Source organism: Hyalangium ruber (genome assembly GCF_034259325.1).
GTDB lineage: Bacteria > Myxococcota > Myxococcia > Myxococcales > Myxococcaceae > Hyalangium_A > Hyalangium_A rubrum.
In genome coordinates this window covers 308,997-328,482 of record NZ_JAXIVS010000005.1, presented here as the reverse complement: position 1 = coordinate 328,482, position 19,486 = coordinate 308,997, and the positions used below count along the sequence as shown (strand labels likewise).

12 protein-coding genes are annotated in these 19,486 nt (G+C 68.4%); 2 read left to right on the top strand and 10 right to left on the bottom strand.

Annotation, left to right across the window (positions count from 1 at the left end; translation table 11 throughout):
* The first annotated feature begins 60 nt into the window (after window positions 1–60).
* A complete protein-coding gene (locus SYV04_RS16950) occupies window positions 61–729 on the top strand; it encodes a sugar transferase (RefSeq protein ID WP_321546834.1) in 669 nt (222 codons plus the stop codon).
* A gap of 37 nt (window positions 730–766) precedes the next feature.
* Here SYV04_RS16950 and SYV04_RS16945 read toward each other — a convergent pair whose 3' ends face one another.
* The 5 genes from SYV04_RS16945 to SYV04_RS16925 all read right to left on the bottom strand — a co-directional run bounded on the left by SYV04_RS16945 (window position 767) and on the right by SYV04_RS16925 (window position 10,358).
* Complete coding sequence (locus SYV04_RS16945) at window positions 767–1,918, bottom strand: DegT/DnrJ/EryC1/StrS family aminotransferase (RefSeq protein WP_321546833.1); 1,152 nt, start codon at window positions 1,916–1,918, stop codon at window positions 767–769.
* Window positions 1,919–2,034: 116 nt separating this feature from the next.
* On the bottom strand, window positions 2,035–3,333 hold the full coding sequence (locus tag SYV04_RS16940) for a hypothetical protein (RefSeq protein WP_321546832.1): 1,299 nt from the start codon (window positions 3,331–3,333) through the stop codon (window positions 2,035–2,037).
* A 156-nt stretch (window positions 3,334–3,489) separates the two neighbouring features.
* Complete coding sequence (locus SYV04_RS16935) at window positions 3,490–4,365, bottom strand: hypothetical protein (protein WP_321546831.1); 876 nt, start codon at window positions 4,363–4,365, stop codon at window positions 3,490–3,492.
* Between the two features lie 84 nt (window positions 4,366–4,449).
* Window positions 4,450–9,774: a trifunctional serine/threonine-protein kinase/ATP-binding protein/sensor histidine kinase gene (locus tag SYV04_RS16930; protein WP_321546830.1), complete on the bottom strand. Its 5,325-nt coding sequence runs from the start codon at window positions 9,772–9,774 to the stop codon at window positions 4,450–4,452.
* A 44-nt stretch (window positions 9,775–9,818) separates the two neighbouring features.
* Entirely contained in the window at window positions 9,819–10,358 is a 540-nt protein-coding gene (locus SYV04_RS16925) for a dihydrofolate reductase family protein (RefSeq protein ID WP_321546829.1), read from the bottom strand.
* A 319-nt stretch (window positions 10,359–10,677) separates the two neighbouring features.
* On the opposite strand from SYV04_RS16925, the gene SYV04_RS16920 reads away from it, so the two are divergent.
* Window positions 10,678–11,037 carry a hypothetical protein gene (locus tag SYV04_RS16920; RefSeq protein WP_321546828.1) on the top strand — a complete coding sequence of 120 codons (360 nt, stop codon included), beginning with the start codon at window positions 10,678–10,680 and terminating at the stop codon, window positions 11,035–11,037.
* Here the strand turns inward: SYV04_RS16920 and SYV04_RS16915 are convergent.
* From SYV04_RS16915 to SYV04_RS16895, 5 genes are all read right to left on the bottom strand, one after another.
* Complete coding sequence (locus SYV04_RS16915) at window positions 11,034–14,645, bottom strand: protein kinase domain-containing protein (protein ID WP_321546827.1); 3,612 nt, start codon at window positions 14,643–14,645, stop codon at window positions 11,034–11,036. The genes SYV04_RS16920 and SYV04_RS16915 overlap by 4 nt on opposite strands.
* Window positions 14,646–14,688: 43 nt before the next feature.
* Window positions 14,689–15,042, bottom strand: coding sequence for an ArsR/SmtB family transcription factor (locus SYV04_RS16910; protein ID WP_321546826.1), 354 nt, complete (start codon window positions 15,040–15,042; stop codon window positions 14,689–14,691).
* Complete coding sequence (locus SYV04_RS16905; RefSeq protein WP_321546825.1) at window positions 15,023–15,487, bottom strand: SRPBCC family protein; 465 nt, start codon at window positions 15,485–15,487, stop codon at window positions 15,023–15,025. Before SYV04_RS16905 ends, SYV04_RS16910 begins: the two co-directional genes overlap by 20 nt.
* Before the next feature lie 81 nt (window positions 15,488–15,568).
* Window positions 15,569–16,216: a hypothetical protein gene (locus SYV04_RS16900; protein WP_321546824.1), complete on the bottom strand. Its 648-nt coding sequence runs from the start codon at window positions 16,214–16,216 to the stop codon at window positions 15,569–15,571.
* A gap of 27 nt (window positions 16,217–16,243) precedes the next feature.
* On the bottom strand, window positions 16,244–19,429 hold the full coding sequence (locus tag SYV04_RS16895) for a TonB-dependent receptor (protein ID WP_321546823.1): 3,186 nt from the start codon (window positions 19,427–19,429) through the stop codon (window positions 16,244–16,246).
* Window positions 19,430–19,486: the final 57 nt, after the last annotated feature.

Here is a 19,486-nt window from a genome sequence, read left to right as displayed (position 1 = left end):
GGCGCCGGCCGCGCGAGCGCGTGGCGATCGACTTCGGGCTGAACAGGGGAGCGCGAACACATGCAGAGACAGGTTGGAGCGGGGTTGTTCCTCAAGCGGTGCATGGACCGGCTGGCCGCGGCCTTGGGGCTGGTGTGCCTGGCGCCGGTGATGGCGGTCACGGCGCTGCTCGTCTGGGCCTCGATGGGCAGGCCCATCTTCTTCCGACAGGTGCGTCCGGGCCGCGGAGGGAGGTCGTTCCAGCTCGTGAAGTTCCGCACCATGCTCAGCGCGCACGACGCGGAGGGCAAGCCGCTCCCGGATGCCCAGCGCATCACCCGAGTGGGGCAGTTCCTGCGCTCGGCGAGCCTGGACGAGCTCCCCCAGCTCTGGAACGTGCTTCGCGGTGACATGAGCCTGGTGGGGCCGCGCCCGCTGCTGGTGGAGTACCTGACGCGCTACTCCGCCGAGCAGGCGCGGCGCCACGACGTGCTGCCCGGCATCACCGGCTGGGCACAGGTGAACGGGCGCAACGCCCTGGGCTGGGATGAGCGCTTCCGGCTCGACGTCTGGTACGTGGACAACTGGAGCGTGGCGCTGGACGTGAAGATCCTCGCGCTGACGGTGCTTCGCGTGGTGCAGCGCCAGGGCATCTCCTACGCGGGAGACGCGACGATGTTCGAGTTCCTGGGCAACGCCGCGCATGCGGGGCCGCAACCCGCGCCGAGCCAGGCCGCCACCCGGCGCTGAAGGGGCGGCCTCGACACGGGAGCGATCGGCGGCGGGCTCAGCTGCCCGTCCGCCGGGCCAGGCTCTGGGGAACGGCCAGCATCACCTCCACCACCCGGGCGAGATCATCCAGGGTGAGGTTGGAGCCGGACGGCAGGCAGAGCCCGTGCTGGAACAGCTCCTCCGAGACGCTGCCTCCCCGCCGCTCGAAGCCGGAGAAGACCGGCTGCAGGTGCATGGGCTTCCACACTGGCCGGGCCTCGATGTTCTCCCGCTCCAGCGCGACGCGCACCGCCTCCCGGTCCGCGCCGAAAGCCACCGGATCAATCGTGAGCGTCGTCAGCCAGCGCGTGTGGCGGCCCCATGGGGCCTCGGGCATGAAGGTGATGCCCGGTACGCCGAGCAGCGAGCGCGTGTAGAACGCGTGGTTCCTGCGCCGCGCGGCGACCCGGTCCTCCAGCACCCTCAGCTGCCCTCGGCCGATCGCCGCCAGCACGTTGCTGAGGCGGTAGTTGTAGCCAATCTCCGAGTGCTGGTAGTGCGGCGCGGGGTCGCGCGCCTGGGTGGCGAGCTTGAGCGCGTGGCTGACGAGCGACTCGTCGGCCGACACCAGCATCCCGCCCCCCGAGGTGGTGAGGATCTTGTTGCCGTTGAAGGAGTAGATGCCCACGCGGCCCAGCGTGCCGGGGGCCTTGCCCTTGTATGTGCTGCCCAGGGCCTCGGCCGCATCCTCCACCAGGGGTACGCCGTAGCGCTCGCAGGCCTCCACGATGGGGTCCAGATCGGCGCTCTGTCCGTAGAGGTGGACCACGACGACGGCGCGGGGCAGCCGGCCGATCCGGGCGCGGCTCTCCAGCTCCTCGCACAGCAGGGCGGGATCCATGTTCCAGGAGTCGCGCTCGCTGTCGATGAAGACCGGAGAGGCCCCCAGGTAGCGAATGGGGTTCACCGTGGCGGAGAAGGTGAGGGTGCTCACCAGTACCTCGTCTCCGGGGCCGACGCCGACCAGCTGCAGGGCGAGGTGGAGCGCCGCGGTGCCAGAGCTCAACGCCAGCGCATACGGAGCCCCGACGCAGCGGGCGAACTCCTCCTGGAACGCATCGACGTGGGGGCCCAGCGGAGCGATCCAGTTGCTCGCGAAGGCCTCCTCGACGTAGCCGCGCTCGAGGGTGCCCATGTGCGGCGATGAAAGGTAGATGCGCTGAGACATGCAGGACTCCTGAGTGGAGGGGAGGGGCCGGGCGCTTGACCCGGCACCACCCCGGAGCCTGCTCACCGTCCCCCTCCCGCGCCCTAGGGCGGGAGGGGGGGGCATTTGTTCGCTGCCTAGGTGCCGGACAGGATGCGGGCGTTGAGCGCGCCGTTCCCGTAGTACTGGGTGTTGCGGCCGACGCCGTGCGCCTCGAGCCGCTTCTGCAGGGCGGCGTTGTAGCGGCCCAGCTTCATCAGGCCGTCGTTGAACCAGCCCGTGCCGCTGCCCGAGCCGTCGACGTAGGCGGCGTAACGGCTGGCCGAGGGCCAGATCACGCTGTTGAGCGTCGCGGTGAAGGCGCGGATGTCCGTATCCGTCCACTCCATGCCCGCGTCACGGGCCTCGACGATGTACGCCATCACACCGTTGCCGTGGGCCACGTCCTGGCCAGGGCGCGCGATGGAGCCCCAGTTGTCATCCCAGTAGTAGGCCGTCGCGTTGATCGGGCTGGTGCGCATCTGCCCGCGCAGACCGGTCGAGTAGTTCGGCAGCTTGCGGTTGATGTTGTTGAAGACCGTCAGGTAGGTGGCCTTCTTCGTCGCGTCCGTGGTCATGCGAGACAGATCCATCGCCATGTACGCCCAGTGCGAAGCCATGTGCGTGTTGACGCGATAGATGTTGGCGTTGGCGCCGCGCTTGAGCCACTTCTCGAACATGTTCCGCTCGGTGAAGGCAAGCAGGCGGTCGTACTGCGAGCGGTAGGTGGCGTTGCCGTAGAGAGCAGGCGTCTCACGGATGACGCGCAGCAGGCGAGTGACATAGCGCCAGCAGTAGCTCTCGAACAGCGGCACTTCCTGGCCCAGGGTGTCCGAGCGAGCCGAAGCCCAGCCCAGGTACGAGTCCTTGTACTGGCTCCTGGGCAGCGACGAGGAGACCTTGGCGTTGGCCACTACGTTGTTGACGTAGAGCAGGGCGCGGTCGAGGTACTGCGTCTTGCCCGTGGCACGGTACATCGCGGTGTTGCCGTCGATGCCATAGGCGAGGTTGTAGAACTGCCAGCTATCGAGCGACTTGCTCTTGGGCAGGAAGTCGCCCGTGTGCTCGGTGTTCCAACGGCCCAGGAACAGCGTCTCCCACTGCGCCACGGTGCGCATGCCCGAGGGCAGCGCCTGCGTCGTGACGTCGGGCTCCGAGGCCATGTCCTGGGCCAGCTCTCCATTGGCTGCCGCAGGGGTTTCATCGGAGTTCGCTTCGATGCTCCCACCGGGGACCTCCGAGGCGATCTCCTCGGCGGTGGTGGGGGCGGTCTCCTCGCCGGTGTACTCCTCCATGCCGGCGGCGTTGGGATCACAAGCCACTGCGGTCAGGAGGGACAGGGACAGGAGCGAGGCCATGGCCAGGCCGCGGGTGCTGCGATGACTGAAATCCAGCATCAATGATTGTCCTGAAGAGACCACCGGCCGACTGCCCGGATGGCCCCTCTGCAATGGGAACGCTGGAGTGCGTTCACGGTGCAATGGAACGTGTGTCTACAAATCAAATTCCGATTGCACGTCAGGACAATTGAGACGGGTTGGCCGCTCCCACTCTCAGTTCGGGTCGGCGGCCGACCCCGTGAGTCGATAATACGCGTGCGGGCGCTGCCAGCGGATGAAGGCCTGCGCGAGCGGATTCATGTCCCATTTGATGGGGACATGTTCCACCACGTATCCGAGATCATCCTTGAACTGATTCAGCTTGGGAGCCTCGCGTGAGTCGAGGCCACCCACGAGCGTGTGAACCTTCGCGAGCCTGCGACAAATCTGAGCGAACTCGAAGATGAGGCCGGTCGAGATGTTGGTCGGCAGGGCCCACGAGGCGTAGTACGCGTTGAGCCCATACGCGATACCGTCCACCACGTGGCCGTCGAGGTAGCCCCCGAGCTTGCCGTCGATCAGTCCCGCGAGGACGCACCAGTGCTTGCCCCGGAAGTATCGCTTCGCGTCGGAGTGGTAGCGCTCCCGCGTGGGGATCTTCTTGTGCTGGGTGCGTGAGAGCGCGTCGACGACCAGCTCGTAGCCCTGCTCCAGCAGGAGCGCGGGGCCGGTGAGCTGGACGATCCGGACGAGCCGTTGGCACTTGCGGAGCTTGTTCCTCCGATTGGAGGAGAGGCTGTTGAGATCGTAGCTCTCCAGGTTCGAGAGCTTCACCACGGGGACGGTGCCGTTCGCGGCGCCCGCGGCCTCCGGGGTCAGCGCCGCCCGGTAGCCCCAGCTCAGCGGCGTGGGCCGGGTGGCCTCTTCGGGCTTCAGGCGCGCCAACAGGTGGACGGGCTGGAAGAAGCCGGGAGCGCCGATCTGCTCCCAATAATGACCGCCGTGGTGGATGACGCGCACCCCTTCGGCTTGTCGGCGTTCGGCGAACTCCTTCTCGGTGAGTGTCTCGAAGGTTGCCTCGGAGGAGTCACGTACCTGGGAATCCAACATGACCATTCAGCCCCTTGCGTGGCGGGAAACGCGCCAAGATAGCCAGGGGGATCGGCGTCTCACCAAGGGACCGCCGGGCAGGGTTCAGTCCGGAGTCTCACGCTTTGGCAGTTCGACGCGCAGCTCGGTGAATTCACCCTCTACGGATTCCACGAGGATGCGGCCCTGGTGGCCTCCGACGATGATGTCGTGGCTGAGCGAGAGCCCGAGCCCCGTTCCCTCGCCCGCGGGCTTGGTGGTGAAGAACGGGTTGAACACCTTTCCAAGGAGCTCCTCGGGGATGCCCGTGCCGTTATCACGCACCCGCACCTCCACGTGCTCTCCGACATCCCGGGTACGGATCTCCAGCTTGGGAGAGAAGCTGTCTCCCATTGCATGTTTCTTTCGTTGCAAGGCGTAACATGCATTGTCGACAGCGTTGATGAACACGCGGCTGAGCTCCGGGGCCGCCACCTCGACCTCGCCGAGGGTCGGATCGTAGTCCGTCTGGAGCGTCAGCTCGAAGGTGGGCACCTTGGCGCGGAACCCGCGGTAGCCCAGCTCGAAGCTCTCCGCGAGCACGGCGTTGAGGTCGGCGGGGGCCTTCGCGCCAGAGAACTCCCGCGCGTGCATCAACATGCCATTGATGATCTGGCTGGCCCGCTGGCCGTGCTCCTGGATCTTCGACACGCTCTGCTGAAGCTGTGAGAGGACGTCTCCCAGCTCCTCCTGTGCCTCGGGAGTCCGCGGGGAAGCGATGCCCTTCGCCAGCTCCGCCGTGAACTCTCCCGACAGCTCCGCGAAGTTGGTGATGAAGTGGAGGGGGTTCTTCAGCTCGTGGGCAATGCCCGCGGTGAGCGCTCCCAGGGAGGCCAGCTTCTCCTGGACCACGAGCTGCTTCTGGGTGGTGCGCAGCTCTCGCGTGCGTTCCTCCACCCGCTGCTCGAGCGTGCGGCTGTAGTCCTCCAGTTGCGCGTAGAGGAGCGCGTTGTGGAGGGAGAGCGCGGCCTGCGCGGAGAGCAGCCGCAGCACCTCCATCCTGCCGGCGGTGAAGGCGCCCGCGGTGTGGTTGTTCTCGAGGTAGAGGATGGCCACCAGCTTGCCCTGGTTGAGCAAGGGAACGCAGAGGACCGAGCGGAGGCTGTGTTCGTGGACGTAGGGCTCCCGGGTGAAGAGCCCCTCCACGGAGGCATCGTCCAGCACGACGCTCTCCCGTGTTCTCGCCACGAAGTACACGATGGCCGTCGCCAGCCGCGTGCTGCCTTCCACGGGCTCGGAGGGGCGGGAGGGGGTGGCCGACTCCACCCGCTGCTCGGCCTCGATGATCCACTGTTCTCCCCGGGGCAGGAGGAGGAGACCTCGCTGCGCGCCAGCGTTCTCGAGCACGCTCCGCATCAGCCGCTCCAGCAGCCGGTCGAGAAGGATTTCGCCGGAGATGGCATTGGCGGCCTTGAGCACGGTGGCCAGATCCAGCTCGTCGCCTCTCGTGCCACTGGAGGAAGAGCTGCTCGACAGGGGCTTGCGGGCCTCCGCCAGGGCGCGTTGCCGCTCGAACGCCTCGGGGTAGCGCTGCTCGAGATCGGCCACCTTGGCCTCGGCACCCCAGCGGCGGTACGCGGTCGCCGCCTCCAGGAAGCTGTCGTTCGCGAGCCGGTCTCGGCCGATGGCGCGGAAGAACTCTCCGGCGAGCTCGTGGCACAGGGCTTCCTCATTCAGGTAGCCCTGCTTCTTCGCGCCCGCCGCCGCCTCCTCATAGAGCCGGGCCGCCGCGGGGAGGTCTCCCCGCACGCGAGCTCGCTCGGCCTCGACCAACTGATACCGGTGGAGTGAGTTCATGGGCGCGTACACAGCCCAGCGCTTCAAATTCTCCTGATTTATCTCCACCCTGGCGAGGAAGCGGGCCCGGTCTGTCTCGGATGCTCCTCCGGCCGCCGAGAGCAGCGTCAGGGATTGGAGGAAGTGGTGGAGCAGGTAGGAGACCTCTCCGAGCTGGCTGCTGAAATACGGCTCGGCTGCTCGAGCTGTCTCGAGCGCCAACTTCGTGTCGCGGAAGAGGCAGGCCAGCAGGTGCTTCTGGAGGTAGAGCTGCGCCAGGCCCGCGTTGTATCCGTAGGCCTGGAGCTCGGCGAACTCCAGCTCCTCGTCGAAGGAGTCGCCCACCATGCGACGGGGATCCTTGGAGCGGCCCATCAGGTTGAGGCAGAGCTGCCGCAGGGACCGGGTGGTGGAGGAGGCGACCCGCAGCTGTCGCGCCTTCATCAGCTCGACATAGCGCTCATGTTCCGGGAGCACCTCGTCGAGCGGCTGGCCGACATAGAAGAGGTTCGTGGTGAGGTGGATGACCGAGTAGGCCGCGAATGCCGTGTCCCCATTGTCCAGCCCTGCCTGGACGGCTTGCTTCAGCGGCGCCAATGTCTCCCGGAGGTGGCGCGTCCAGTGGAGGATGTAGGCCGCGTTGACCAGGTACACCTTGGACTTGAGCCGCTTCGCGTTCATGCGCTCCAGCAGCTCCAGGAAGAGCTCGCTGTGCGTGGCGGCGGCGGCCACATCGCCCAGGAGGGTCGAGTGGATCACGGCATAGTCGGCGTGGAAGTAGGGCGCCTCCGGCGCATGGCCATGTCGCAGGCACAGCTTCAGCATCTCCAGGGAGACCGCCATCGCGGTCAGCCCGTTCTTCACGTAGAGCGCGGGGATCAGCGACATGGCCACCTGACAGGCCGCCAGAGAGCGGCGGTCGGTCATGGGCGGCAGGTTCAGGAGTTCCTCCTTGCTCCAGCCCGCCATCAAGCCCTGGACCGAGCCCAGCAGCTCCATGAACGTAGGTAGCTCCACGCTGCGGGGCTGCTCGAGTCCCAGCAGGGCCAGGGCCGTGTAGCCGTCCTCGATGGCTCGGTCGAGATCGGCCCGCGTCGAGGCGAAGGTGATTCGGATGGCGTAGATCCTCGTCTTCTCCAGGGCGTCGTGGGTCCTGGCCAGCACGAGCTCGGAGAGCGCATCGCCCTGTTGAGTGTGGGCGTTGAGGTACTCCGCCTCCATGGCCTCCAGATGCAGCTCCCGGCACAGCGCGTGGCGCTGGTCCCAGGCGGCCTCCGGCAGGAGCGAGAGCCCCATGGAGAAGTAGCGCAGCGCGGGCTCGAAGGCGGCCGAGGCCATGGCCTTCCTGCCCGCCAGGAGGTTGAGCCGCGCCACCTCGTAGCGCTCCTCTTCCTCCGTCACGAGGGCGCAGCCCCGGTTGAGCTGGTGGACGACATCCAGGAGCCGTTCCTCGAGCTGCTCGGGTGCCAGACTCGCCAGCAGCATCCGCGCGATGCGCAGGTGGAGCTCCGCCCGCGCCTCCTCGGGGATGAGGGTGTAGGCGGCCTGCTGGACGCGATCGTGCAGGAACCGGTACGTGGCATCCACGGCGCCCCCGTGCTCCGCGAGCTGCCAGCGATCATCCAGGGGCAGGATGAGGCCCTCTTCGATGGCGGGGTACAGCCGGGTGGCCGCCTGGGCGGGGGTGACGCCATGCACGATGGCGAGGGAGGCGAGCTGGAACCGGTTGCCGATGCACGCGGCCAGCCGCAGCGCCTCCTGCGTCGGCGGAGGCAGCCGCTGGAGCTTGCCCGTCATCAGCTCGATGACGTCATCGGTCAGGCCGCGCGCGCGAATGGCCTCGAGGTCCCATACCCACCTGGCCGCGTCAGGCGAGAAGTCGATGAGCCTGTCTTCGTAGAGCGTGCGCAGGAGCTGCCCGAGGAAGAAGGGGTTGCCTCCGGAGCGCTCCCAGAGCAACTGCGCGAGCGGCGCCGAGCTGTCGGGACCGCAGCGGAGCGCGTCCGCGACGAGCTGGGCCACGTGAGCGGGCTCGAGCGGCGAGAGGGAGATGGAGGTGATCCGGGTGCCTGCCGCCTCCAGCGCCTCCAGCATCAGCCGCACGGGATGGGTGCTCTCTACCTCGCGCTCCCGCCAGGCGCAGACGAGCAGCAGGTGCTGGAGCCGAGGTTCCGTCAGGAGCAGCTGGAGCAGCTCCAGGGAAGGCAGGTCGGCCCACTGCAGGTCATCCAAGAAGAGGACCAGGGGGTGCTGCTCGGAGGCCAGGGCCATCACGAAGCGTTGGAAGACGAGGTGGAAGCGATGCTGCGCCTCCTTTGAGCTCAGCTCCGGCACTGGCGGCTGGGGCCCGAGGACCTGTTCGAGCAGGGGGAGCACGTCGGTGATCACCCGGCCGTTTTCGCCCAGGGCCTCGGCGAGCCGCTGGCGCCAGCGTGCCAGCTCCTCCTCGCTCGTGGTCAGCAACCGTCGGACGAAGTCGGAGAGCGCCTGGAGCAGGGGCGCATAGGGAAGGTCGCGCTGGAGCTGGTCGAACTTTCCGGAGAGGTAGTTGGCGCGGCGATCCAGCACCGGCCGCTGGAGCTCGTGGACCAGCATGCTCTTGCCGACGCCGGAGTCACCTCCCACCAACGCCAGCTCGGCCCTGCCGCGCGTCGCCCGCTCGAAGGACCGCATGAGCTCGTCCAACTGCGACTCCCGGCCGTAGAGCTTCTCCGGAACTTGGAACCGGATGGAGATGTCATGTTGGCCCGGGCGCAGCGCCAGCGCTCCCAGGGAAGCGTCCCGGGCTCCCGCGCGCCATGCGCCGAGACAGGCTTCCAGATCCGACTTGAGCCCGAGCGCGCTCTGGTAGCGATCCTCCGCGGTCTTCGTGAGCAGCTTCATCACGACGTCCGAGATCGGACGCGGCAGGCTCGGCTCCAGCTCGTGCGGAGGCACGGGCCGCTGGGCGATGTGCAGGTGGACGAGCTCGACGGCGTCCTTGGAGGTGAACGGGACCTGGCCCGTCAACATCTCGTAGAGGGTGACACCCAGCGAGTACAGGTCCGAGCGGTGATCGATGGCGCGGTTCATCCGCGCGGTCTGCTCGGGAGAGATGTAGTGCAGCGTGCCTTCGAGCTGGTGCGGGTTGACCAGGTTGGGGCTCTCCCGAGGCAGCAGCGAGGCCAGCCCGAAGTCGATGAGCAGGACTTCCTCGCTCACGGGCTCGACGAGGATGTTGGACGGGTTGATGTCCTTGTGGATGACGGTCCGTCGGTGGACCGCGGCCAGCGCGGCGGCCAGCCGGATGCCGAGTCGAAGCGCCTCCTCCAGCGACAGTCGACGCTCCTCGAGGAGGGCCCGGAGCGTTCGGGCCCCCCTGTCCTCCATCACGATGGCCCAGCTGCTCCGCACGGGCTCCAGGGCCAGCACCTCCACCGCCCCGTCTCCCGAGACCCTCCGGCCGATCTCGTACTCGCGCTTGAAGCGGCTGGCGTTCTCGAAGCTGGGATACTCCTCTCCCAGCAGCTTGAGGACGACCGGCAGGCCGTCGCTCTCGCGGCGGCCCCGGTAGACCCAGGTTCGAACGCTCCTGTGAAGCTGAGCGTCCAGCTCATAGCCGGTGATCCGCAGCATCAAGCGCCCCTTGGGGTGGGGCGGCAGGATACCGCTTCGTCCCGCTACCCAAGGACGGAGTAGCGCAGCAGCACCACTCCGTTCTTGTAGACCTTGGTGGAGAGCAGCTCGAGGTTCTTCACCTCTTTGAGCCGGGTGGCCAGCGGGATCCCCGAGCCCAGGAGCAGGGGGTTGAGCTTCACGAGCACCTCGTCCACGAGGCCCGCGGTGAGCAGCGTGGCCGCGAACTCTCCGCCGCCGCACAGGTAGAGGTCCTTGCCCTGTTGCTCCTTCAGCCGCCGGACCACGCCCACGCTGTCTTCGGTGATCAGCTTCACCCGTGGGTTCGGGCTCTCCTTCATCGAGTGCGAGAAGACGTAGGTCTCCAGGGCCGGGTAGGGGTCCGTTACGCCCAGCTTCAGGCCGACCTCGTAGGTGCGGCGGCCCATCAACACGGTGTCGTAGGACGCGAAGGAGGCGAGGTAGTCAGCGACGTGCTCGCTGTCCTTCACGAGCCGGTCTTGCATGAAGGCTTCGGCGGTGTGCTGCTCGGTGGCGATGAAGCCGTCCAGGGTGCTGGCGACGTGGTACTTGAGCTTTTTCATAAAGGATCTCCAGAGGTTGACTCGTAGCGCGCGGACACGCTCACGGCGACGCCTCGGCCAGGTTGCCGGGCGAGGGGAGCGGTCGAGGAAAGCGTGGGCTAGCGAGAGGAGATCATGAGAGACGCCGGGAAGCGTCGAAAGGAAGAGTAAACCTCCACCCGATGTGACGCAACCCGGGAGTTCTGACGTGTCACTGACGTGTCGCAGCACGGGCTGTCACGTCAGCGCCGCCTCCCGCGCGGGAAGGGAGCCCTGGGGGCAGGCACTTGGTCGCTGGTACGCTGCCTGCAGTTTCACCTGGAAAACGGAGGCAGTCCGCATGGCTACGCAGTACGTCGATCTCACCGACGAGGGCGTCAAGTACGATCCCCCTACGCTCTCCCCCTCGGTCCCGCCGGTCGTCAAACCCGGAGACACGGTGATCTTCCGGGTGATCAACATTCCGGCCACCTACACGATCTCCTGGGATAACAGCTCGCCCCTGCAGAACACGGGCAGCTTCCAGGTCAACGGCAGCAGCCTGACGCCCTACTCAAACCAGGAGGTGTCCACCACCGCGAGCGCGGCCACCTATCCGTTCACGGTGTCCCCTGATCTGCCGGTGAAATCCGGCGGGCCCCCGGAGTATCCGGAGGAGTCGGGCGGCTCCCACGGAGGCCTCGAGGTCTCGCCGAACTAGCGTGAAGCGAGCAGGGCACCCCACTCTGGAATGAGGTTGGGGTTGCGGGCGAGCGCCTGATCCAGCTGCGATCGGGCCTCGGTCCGCCATGCCTCTTGCTGCGCCGCGGGGGCCGGGCTGTCCGCCAGCATCAGGAGGATGCTGGCCCTCGTGGCGCGGGCCTGGGCCCACTGGGACCGCCGGGCCAGCGTCTCATCCACCAATGTCAGGCTCTGGCGCAGCAGCGGAGCGGGATCGCCGCCCACGGCCGCCAGCCACTTCGCCCAGTCGCGGTGGAGCACGCTCGTGGCGAGGCGGTACTCGGGCCAGTCGGGGTTGATCTCCAGCGCTTGCTGGAAGGCCTGCGCGGCCGCCTCGAAGTCCTCGCCGCGCGCCTTGCCCTGCCGCGCCAGCCAGCGGGCCCGGGTCGCGCGAGTCTCCGCCCGGTAGCGCAGCGCGGAGCCCAGGCGAGGGTTGAGTTCGAGCGCCTGGCGCAGCGCCTCCGAGGCCTTCTCCAGGTCCGCCGTCGGATCCCTTCCGGACTCCACCACCCCGACGGCCAGGGTGTGGTGCGCCTTGGCCACGTTCGTCCAGAAGACGGCGTCGCGGGGGACGCGCTCCACCGCCTGCCGGTAGAACTCCACGGCCAGTCGGGCGCTCGGGATGGAATCGACGCCCTTCCTTCTCAGGAACGCCGCCCGGAAGTCATGCACCTCGCCGAGGTTGTTGTAGGCGTGAGCCTGCTGCGGAGCCAGGGTACGGGCCTGCTCGAAGGCCGCCTGGGCCTGATCCAGCACCGGGAGGGCATCGCCTCCCTCGTCCCACACCAGCTGTGCCTGCAGCACCAACGCCAGGCCGAGGACATTGGGGAACTGGGGCAGCTTGCCGTTGATGGCCTGCCCCTTGCGGTACATCTCGATGGCCTGCGAGAGGTCCGGCTCGGTGGGCGCGTCCCGGTTGGCGCTCCGCCGGGCCCGCGTCTCGTACACCTGGCCCTCGTAGAAGTACGTCACATGGTTGCCGGGGTCGATGCTCCGCGCCTTCGCCAGCGCCTCCAGGGCCTTCTGCAGGTCCCCATGGGCGTCGCCGGCCCGTGGGGACGAGGCGCGCTTGAAGTACGCGGTCCCGAGGTTGATCCAGGCGTCCGCGTACGCGGGCTCGAGCTGGATGGCCGCGAGGTAGGCGTCGATGGCCTGCCCCCGGCGGGGCAACGAGTCCTCGCCGCGCTGCTCCTCGGCGTCCGCCCACACCTTGAAGGCCAGCCCTCGCTCGAGGTGGAAGGCATAGTCGCGGTCCTCGGGCTTGATGCGCTCCAGGGACTCGATGGTCTGTCGCAGCTGCTCGCCCGGGTCCTCGCTGTGCTCCTGGCGGTAGCGCGCCCACTGGCGGAGCACCTGCGCCATCTCCATATGGACCCACGGGTGCTCGGGCGCGAGCGCCTGCGCCGCGCGCGTGGCGGCCAGGGCCTTGTCCAGCAGGGGCTGCACCTCACCACCCTGCTGGATGCGCTGCTCGGCCATGCGGCGGTGGAGGCGCGACTCCACCAGCATGGACTTGAAGTGATCCGGCGAGGCGGTGAGCGCGCGGGACAGCGCCTCCAGGCCCCGCTGGTAGGCCGGTTCGATCTCTCCCTGGCCGTAGAGCTCCAGGACGAGGGAGGCGTGCTCCAGGCGCGCCATCGCGTAGTACACGACGGGCAGGCTCTCGCCGATGTCGGCGGCCACGGCCTGGGCCTGCCGCGCCGCCTCCAGGTCCGCCAGCGCGCCGGTGCGGTCTCCATTGCCCTTTCGCTGCAGGGCGCGCGCCAGGAAGATGTCGCCGCGCAGCAGGGGCGCCTCGTAGAACCAGGGGTTCGTGGTCCGCATGGCCTCCAGGCCGGACAGCGCCTCGTCATAGCGGCCCTCGTAGAAGGCCAGCAGCGCCGCCACGTACTCGGGCGACAGCTCCTCGGCCCCCTGGCTCTGGCGGAGATAGACCAGGGCCGGATCCCGATAGTGGCGTTCGATCTCCCGGCGGCGGGCCTCGCGCTGATCCGCGTTGCGGATGCGCTCCACCTCCAGGAGGTGCTCCTGGTAGAGCTGGCCCAGCGCCAGCGCCAGCGCATAGGCCACGCGCGCCTCGCGGTAGCCGCGCTGCCAGGCGGACTCGAGCTGCGCGCGCGCCCCCTCGGTGTCTCCCAGGGCGAGCAGGGCCCGCCCCACGGCGTAGTTTCCTGGCCCCTCGGCGCGGGCGCCGCCCTGGCGCACCTCAGTCTCCAGCTCGCCCATCCGCGAGAGGATGGCCTGCCGGTCACCGCGCGTGTCATGCAGCGGCGCCATGGCGGAGTAGCGCGCCATGGCCTCGATGCGCTCCACCAGCTCGGTGAAGCGGCGGGACAGGCGCTCGCGCAGCGTCACCTCGCGGCGGGCCAGCACCGATTGCCCCAGGGCCAGCATCACCACCAGCAGCGCGGCGGAGCCCAGGGCCACCGCGATGCGGTGCTTGCGGACCTTCTTGCGCAGCCGGTAGAGGACGCCGGCCGGCCGTGCCTGCACCGGCTCTCCGCCAAGGAACCGCTCCAGGTCCTCGGCCAGGGCCCGCGCCGAGTCGTAGCGGGCCGAGCGCTCCTTCTCCAGGCACTTGAGGGTGATGGCCTCCAGGTCCACCGGGATGTCCGGGTCCAGCGCCCGGGGCGAGCGGGGCTCCTCGGATTGGATGCGGCTGACCACCTCCAGGGCGTTGATGCCGGAGAAGGGCGGCTGGCCCACCAGCACTTGATAGAGCGTGGCCCCCAGGCTGTAGACGTCCACCCGCCGGTCCAGGCGCGACACCTCGCCCCGGGCCTGCTCGGGGGCCATGTAGTGCGGCGTGCCCAGCACCGCGCCCGTGGCGGTGTTCTCCCCGCGCCAGTCGCGCGCCAGGCCGAAGTCCATGACGTAGGGCTTGAGGCCCCCGTCCTCGGTGCGCTCCACGAGGATGTTGGAGGGCTTCAGGTCGCGGTGGATGAGCCCGGCGCGGTGGGCGGCGTGTACGCCCTCGGCGACGTCCCTCATCACCAGGATCTTCTGCTCCAGGGTGAGCTCGGAGGCGAGCTGGCCCAGGTGCCGGCCCTCCACGTACTGCATGGCGATATAGGCCCGGCCCTGGACCTCGCCCACCTCGTACATCTCGCACACGCGCTCGTGGTGGACGCGGGCCTGGGCGCGCGCCTCGGACAGGAAGCGCTGCGAGAGCTCGGGGGTGCCATCGCGCACGAACTTGAGGGCCACGTTGCGGCGCAGCCGCGGGTCATAGGCGAGGAACACCTGGCCCATGCCGCCCTGGCCGAGGAAGCGCACCGGCTGGTAGCGGTCCCAGTGGGGCAGGGGGAAGACCGGCTCCGAAGGAGTGGCGGGCGCGGAGGACCCGGGCTTCTGGGTGGCGGGCTCCTGGGTGGCGGCTCGGGCCTGACGCTGGACCTCCTCTCGCAGCGAAGAGAGCGTCTCGGGGGAGACTTGCCCCCGCTCCAGCATCAGCTCCAGGGGGCTGCGCTCCAGGCGGACGGCTTCCGCGCGCAGGTGCTCCAGCTGTTCCCGGGACAGCACTCCCTCGATCAACGCGAGGTGCAGCTCGTCTTCGTACTCCGCGGGTAACGGACTCGGCGGTTTCACGCCCCGATCATACGGTTTTGCTCCCAGCCAGGGCAGCGGGCCCCTAACCCTCGACAAGCGCTTTCAGGCGGCCGAGCGCCTCATCCCACTGTCGCGAGATGTGATCCAGGCACCGACGCGCCTCCTCCAGCCGCTGGGGCTCGAGCTCCCAGAGGCTCTCCCGGCCATGGCGCGTGCCGCGCACCAGCCCCGCATCGGCGAGCACGTGCAGGTGCTTGGTGATGGCCTGGCGAGTGACTCCCGAGCCGTCACTGAGCCGCGCGATGGACATGGGCCCCTCCACGCACAGGCGCGACACGAGCCGCAGACGTGTCTCGTCCCCCAGGGCCGCGAAGATGGGCGCGGAGGCGTTCAGCTCGGAGGGGTTCGCCCCGCCCTCAAGCGGTCTGCCCGACATAGCGCTCGATGTTCTTCATCTGGATGCCCCAGCCCTCCTCGTTGCCTCGGTACGCCTCGGCGCGGCGCGCGAGCGGGAGCTGATCGAAGCCGGCCTCCACCAGGGTGAGCATCGTTCCTCCGGGGACCTCCTCCAGCTCGAAGATGACCTGGGTGGTGGGCTCGGCGGAGTAATCCGCCCCGGGCTCGACGGGGTGGGGGTGCGAGCGCCAGGAGAAGTGTCGCTCGGGCTCCATCCGCTCGACGGTGAGCTCGAACTTGACGTGCTCGTAGCCCGGGTTGGTGACGGTGCCCTGAACGCGAGCACCGGGGGCGAACGGGCTGGCGAGCTTCACGCCGAACCACTGGCCGAACTCCTCGGCATTCGTGATTGCCCGCCAGACGCGGGAGCGCGGAGCGCGCAGCAGGATCTTCTTCTCGATGCGGTCGGTGTTCGTGGCAGCCATGTGCAACCTCCTGGTTGCACTTTAAGGACAGGGTGTCCAAAGTGCAACCAGAAGGTTGCTATTCGCGGGCCGCCTGGCCGCCTACTGCAGGGAGGGCGGGCGCTGGGTCGGGACGCAGAGCCGCAGTGTGGGCTCGCACGTCACGGAGAAGTCCGGGTTGATGCTGCCGGCGTTCTGGCAGATGTCGTTGTCCGGCTCTCCGTCCTCGTTCTCGCACGAGACGCTGGGCCACATGCCCCAGACCTCGTACTCCGCCGTGCAACCGTTCTCGGTGTACGTCAGGTCCGCCACCATCTGCGTGCCCGGGGCGCGCGGCGTCGCCAGCACCCGGACGTTGTTCCACTGGTAGACGAGGTCCCGCGGGGCCACGCCGTCACCGCCCGGCACGTGCTTCTCGGTCGGGGGAAAGTCGGTGGCGGAGCAGAAGCCCTCGGCGTCCGACGACTTGGCGAGCGCGCCCAGCGAGTACGAGAGGCGCTCCGGGTCCTGCTCGTCGAGCTTGGCGAGCGTCTCCGGCTTGATGACGAGCCGCTCGTCGCCCGTGGGCGTGGAGAACTTCTGGATGCCGAGCTGCTCGCCGACCTTCACCGAGCAGATGCTGGGGCCCTTGGGCTTGTAGGTGGCGGCCCACTCGAGGCTCTGCACGGGGCAGCCGATGGGAGGCTGCTCCGTGTCGCAGCCGGCGGTCAGGGCGGTGGCCAGCACCAGCCCGAGGATTCGTGGAGTCATGAGTTCGTCCTTTCCTGGTGGCAGTGCCTAGAACGTCACCCGGGCGCCGAAGCGGAACGAGCGCGGCGACTGGTAGGCGAGGGGCTTGCCGAAGTTCTTGTTCACCGCCTCCGCGGGGATCGGGTTGCCGTCCGGATCCACCAGCTTTCCAGACAGATCCGCCGGAGTGCCGCCCTCGATGGGGAGCACGGCCGAGAAGGTGTAGTTCTGGTCGTACATCGTGGCGGTCTGGAAGTTGAAGAGGTTGAACACGTCCACGCTGAGCGAGGCGGTCATCTCGCGCGTGAGCTTGTAGTTGAGCGCCAGGCGGCTGTCGAAGCGGTGGACCCAGGGCAGGCGGCCCCCGGAGCCACGCGGCAGGATGTAGGCCTGGGCCGCGCCGTAGTCGATGTGCGCGCCGAGGTAGCTGTAGGGCGTGCCGGAGACGCCGCGGTAGGACAGGCCCAGGTTGAGGCTCAGGTCCGGACGGATGACGAACTCCCGGGCGCCGAACGCCTTGATCTGGTGCGTGCGGTCGGCGGGCAGCAGGCCCTTGCGGTTGGGCAGCAGCGACACCAGGTCGAAGTCGGAGTTGATGTTCGGGTCGAGCTGTCCGTTGTCCGAGCGGAACAGGCCCTCATAGTTGCCGTACAGGCGGGACCACGTGTAGCTGACCTGCGCCAGCCACAGGTCGGCGAAGTTGCGCTGGAAGAAGAGCGTCACCGCGTCGTACTTGCGCGTGGGCAGCACGAAGTCCGTGGCGAAGCCATAGCCCGGGTTGCCGATGAAGTAGGTGGAGCCGTCATCGCGGCTCATGTCTTCGATCACGCGGTTGATGGAGCGCCGCGTATAGGAGAGGCCCAGGCGCGCGTTGGAGAACAGCTCGTACTCGCCGCCCAGCACGTACTCGTCCGTGGACTGGGGCTCGATGTCGGGGTCCACGATGGTGGCGCCAGCGCCGATGGTCTCCCACAGCCGGTTGGAGTCCAGCTCGGGGCGGTAGGGCAGGCGCGACTCGTCGCTGGAGCAGATGCCCTGCTGCTGGGCGGGATCCAGCGGGTTGCACAGGGTCGAGTCCCGGCGCGAGCGCAGGCCCGGCTCGCCGGGGAAGGAGCGGTCCACCATGTCCAGCGGGACGCTCTCGTAGTAGCGCGCGTAGCTGCCGAAGAGCTTCATGCGGCCGCTGCGGGTGGGGTCGACGATGATGCCCAGGCGGGGCGACCACTGGTTGCCCAGCACCAGGGCCAGCTTGTCGCCGCCGGTGAGCCGCTGGGTGTCGTAGCGCACGCCCACGTTCAGCGTGGCCCGGTTGTCGAACAGGCTCCAGCTGTCCTGCGCGAAGACGCCGACGGCGGTGGACTTGGACAGCGCCGACTGGAAGTCCTGGACGAGCACCTCGTCCGGCCCGAGCAGGTAGCCGTACTGGCGGAAGTCGCGGAAGTAGCTGCCGTCATCCGCCTCCAGGTACATGCGGCGGCCCGACAGCGAGCGGATGTGGTCATAGACCATGTGCTCCAGGTCCACGCCCGCCTTGAAGTTGTGCTGGCCGGCGGCGTTCACCAGCAGCGTGCCCACGGCCTTGGCCTGGTAGCGGTCCAGCGAGCTCTCATCCAGACGGCCCGGGCCGCCCGTCAGGTAGTTGAGCACCGGGCAGCGCGTCGGCTCCCGCGCGGGATCCGGCGCCACGCTGGGGTCGGCGGCGGCCACGTCACAGATGGAGGGGTCCGGAATGGCCTCGAACTCGGAGATCGAGTGCTGGTACGGCAGGCTGTACTCCACGTCCGCGAAGGTGACGGTGCGGGTGGTGCGCTGCCAGTCGACGTTGGAGACGCCCGACAGGCCGTCCTGGCTACCGCCGACGGTGCCGTCCATGGGGCGGACGATGACGTCCTGGTGGTGCCAGCCGCCGGTGACGTTGAAGAGCAGGCGCTTCTCCAGGAAGGAGGAGGTCAGCTTGATGCTGGTGTCCAGGCTGTTGGCGGTGCGCTGGGTGGCGAGGGCGCCGAGCTGGCCGTTGAAGCGCTCCGTCTCGGGCAGACCGGTGCGCTCGCTGATGGCCAGGCGGCCGTTGCCGCCCGCGGAGGAGGGCGCGCCCGACACCGACACCGACACGTTGTGGTCCTCGTTGATGAGGTAGGTGAGCTTGCCCAGGTACTGGAAGCTCTGCTGATCGGCGAAGTAGCGCTGCTCGGTCCCGGGGATGAGCTCGGTCCGCGGGATGCCCTGCTCATCGACGATCCGGTGCCCGTTGTCGTCCAGCACCAGCGCGTTGAAGTTGCGCTCCAGCTGGTAGCGGGTGAACGAGGGGGCGATGCCCGCGTAGAACCAGAGCCTGTCCTTGATGATGGGGCCGCCGAGGTCGGCGCCGAAGTCTCCCAGGTTCCACAGCGAGGCCTGGCTGGAGACGGTACCGCCCGACTGGATCGCGGTGGCCCGGGAGCCCAGCGAGCCGGGGCTGAAGTTGCCGAACACCGAGCCGTGGAACTCATTGGAGCCGGACTTGGTCACCGCGTTGACGACGCCGCCGGTGGAGCGGCCATACTCGGGCAGGTAGCCGCCGCTGATGACGTTGACCTCCTGGATGAACTCGATGGAGAGCGGGGTGCCGTTGATGCCGAAGCCGGGGTCATTCACCGACACGCCGTCGACGATGTACTGGTTCTCCGGCGAGGTGGCGCCACTGACGGAGACGCCATAGGTGTCGGCGTTGGCGCCCGGGGCCAGCTCCGCCAGCGACTCGAAGGAGCGCGACGCGGCGCCCTTGCCGGTGGGGGAGACGACGGCCACGTTGCGCAGGAAGTTCGTGTCGACGTTCACGCCGGTGGAGGTGGAGCCGATGTCCACCGTGGGCGTCTGCCCGACGACGAGCACCTCCTCGGTGAGGGCGCTCTCGGGGATGAGCTCCACGTTGACGCGCACCGAGTAGTCCAGGCGCAGGGTGATGCCCTCACGCGCGTAGGGCTTGTAGGCCTGGGTCTCGAAACGCAGCGTGTACACGCCGGAAGGGAGCTGGGGGAGGCGGTAGGTGCCAGCGGCATCGGTGACCACCGTCTGCTCGCCCTGGAGGTTGGGAGAGGTGGCGGTCACCACCACGTCCGGCACGGGCTTCTTGGTGGTGGTGTCCACGACGGTGCCGAGCAACACCGAGGTGCCTTGCGCCATGGCGGGGCCTGCCACCAGGCACAGGGCCAGGACCAGCAGACCTGACTGCCGGAGGTTCCTTCTGTCTGTCATAGGGCTTCTGGCCCGGGGGGTTGGGGGATTTCTCCACCGGGCGCTCCTCGCGGGGGG

What these genes read in the sequence shown, in the direction of transcription:
- SYV04_RS16930 (WP_321546830.1), bottom strand. Translation starts at nt 9,774, where the DNA reads ATGCTGCGGATCACCGGCTATGAGCTGGACGCTCAGCTTCACAGGAGC.
- SYV04_RS16920 (WP_321546828.1), top strand. Translation starts at nt 10,678, where the DNA reads ATGGCTACGCAGTACGTCGATCTCACCGACGAGGGCGTCAAGTACGAT.
- SYV04_RS16910 (WP_321546826.1), bottom strand. Translation starts at nt 15,042, where the DNA reads ATGTCGGGCAGACCGCTTGAGGGCGGGGCGAACCCCTCCGAGCTGAAC.
- SYV04_RS16925 (WP_321546829.1), bottom strand. Translation starts at nt 10,358, where the DNA reads ATGAAAAAGCTCAAGTACCACGTCGCCAGCACCCTGGACGGCTTCATC.
- SYV04_RS16895 (WP_321546823.1), bottom strand. Translation starts at nt 19,429, where the DNA reads ATGACAGACAGAAGGAACCTCCGGCAGTCAGGTCTGCTGGTCCTGGCC.
- SYV04_RS16940 (WP_321546832.1), bottom strand. Translation starts at nt 3,333, where the DNA reads ATGCTGGATTTCAGTCATCGCAGCACCCGCGGCCTGGCCATGGCCTCG.
- SYV04_RS16935 (WP_321546831.1), bottom strand. Translation starts at nt 4,365, where the DNA reads ATGTTGGATTCCCAGGTACGTGACTCCTCCGAGGCAACCTTCGAGACA.
- SYV04_RS16900 (WP_321546824.1), bottom strand. Translation starts at nt 16,216, where the DNA reads ATGACTCCACGAATCCTCGGGCTGGTGCTGGCCACCGCCCTGACCGCC.
- SYV04_RS16945 (WP_321546833.1), bottom strand. Translation starts at nt 1,918, where the DNA reads ATGTCTCAGCGCATCTACCTTTCATCGCCGCACATGGGCACCCTCGAG.
- SYV04_RS16905 (WP_321546825.1), bottom strand. Translation starts at nt 15,487, where the DNA reads ATGGCTGCCACGAACACCGACCGCATCGAGAAGAAGATCCTGCTGCGC.
- SYV04_RS16950 (WP_321546834.1), top strand. Translation starts at nt 61, where the DNA reads ATGCAGAGACAGGTTGGAGCGGGGTTGTTCCTCAAGCGGTGCATGGAC.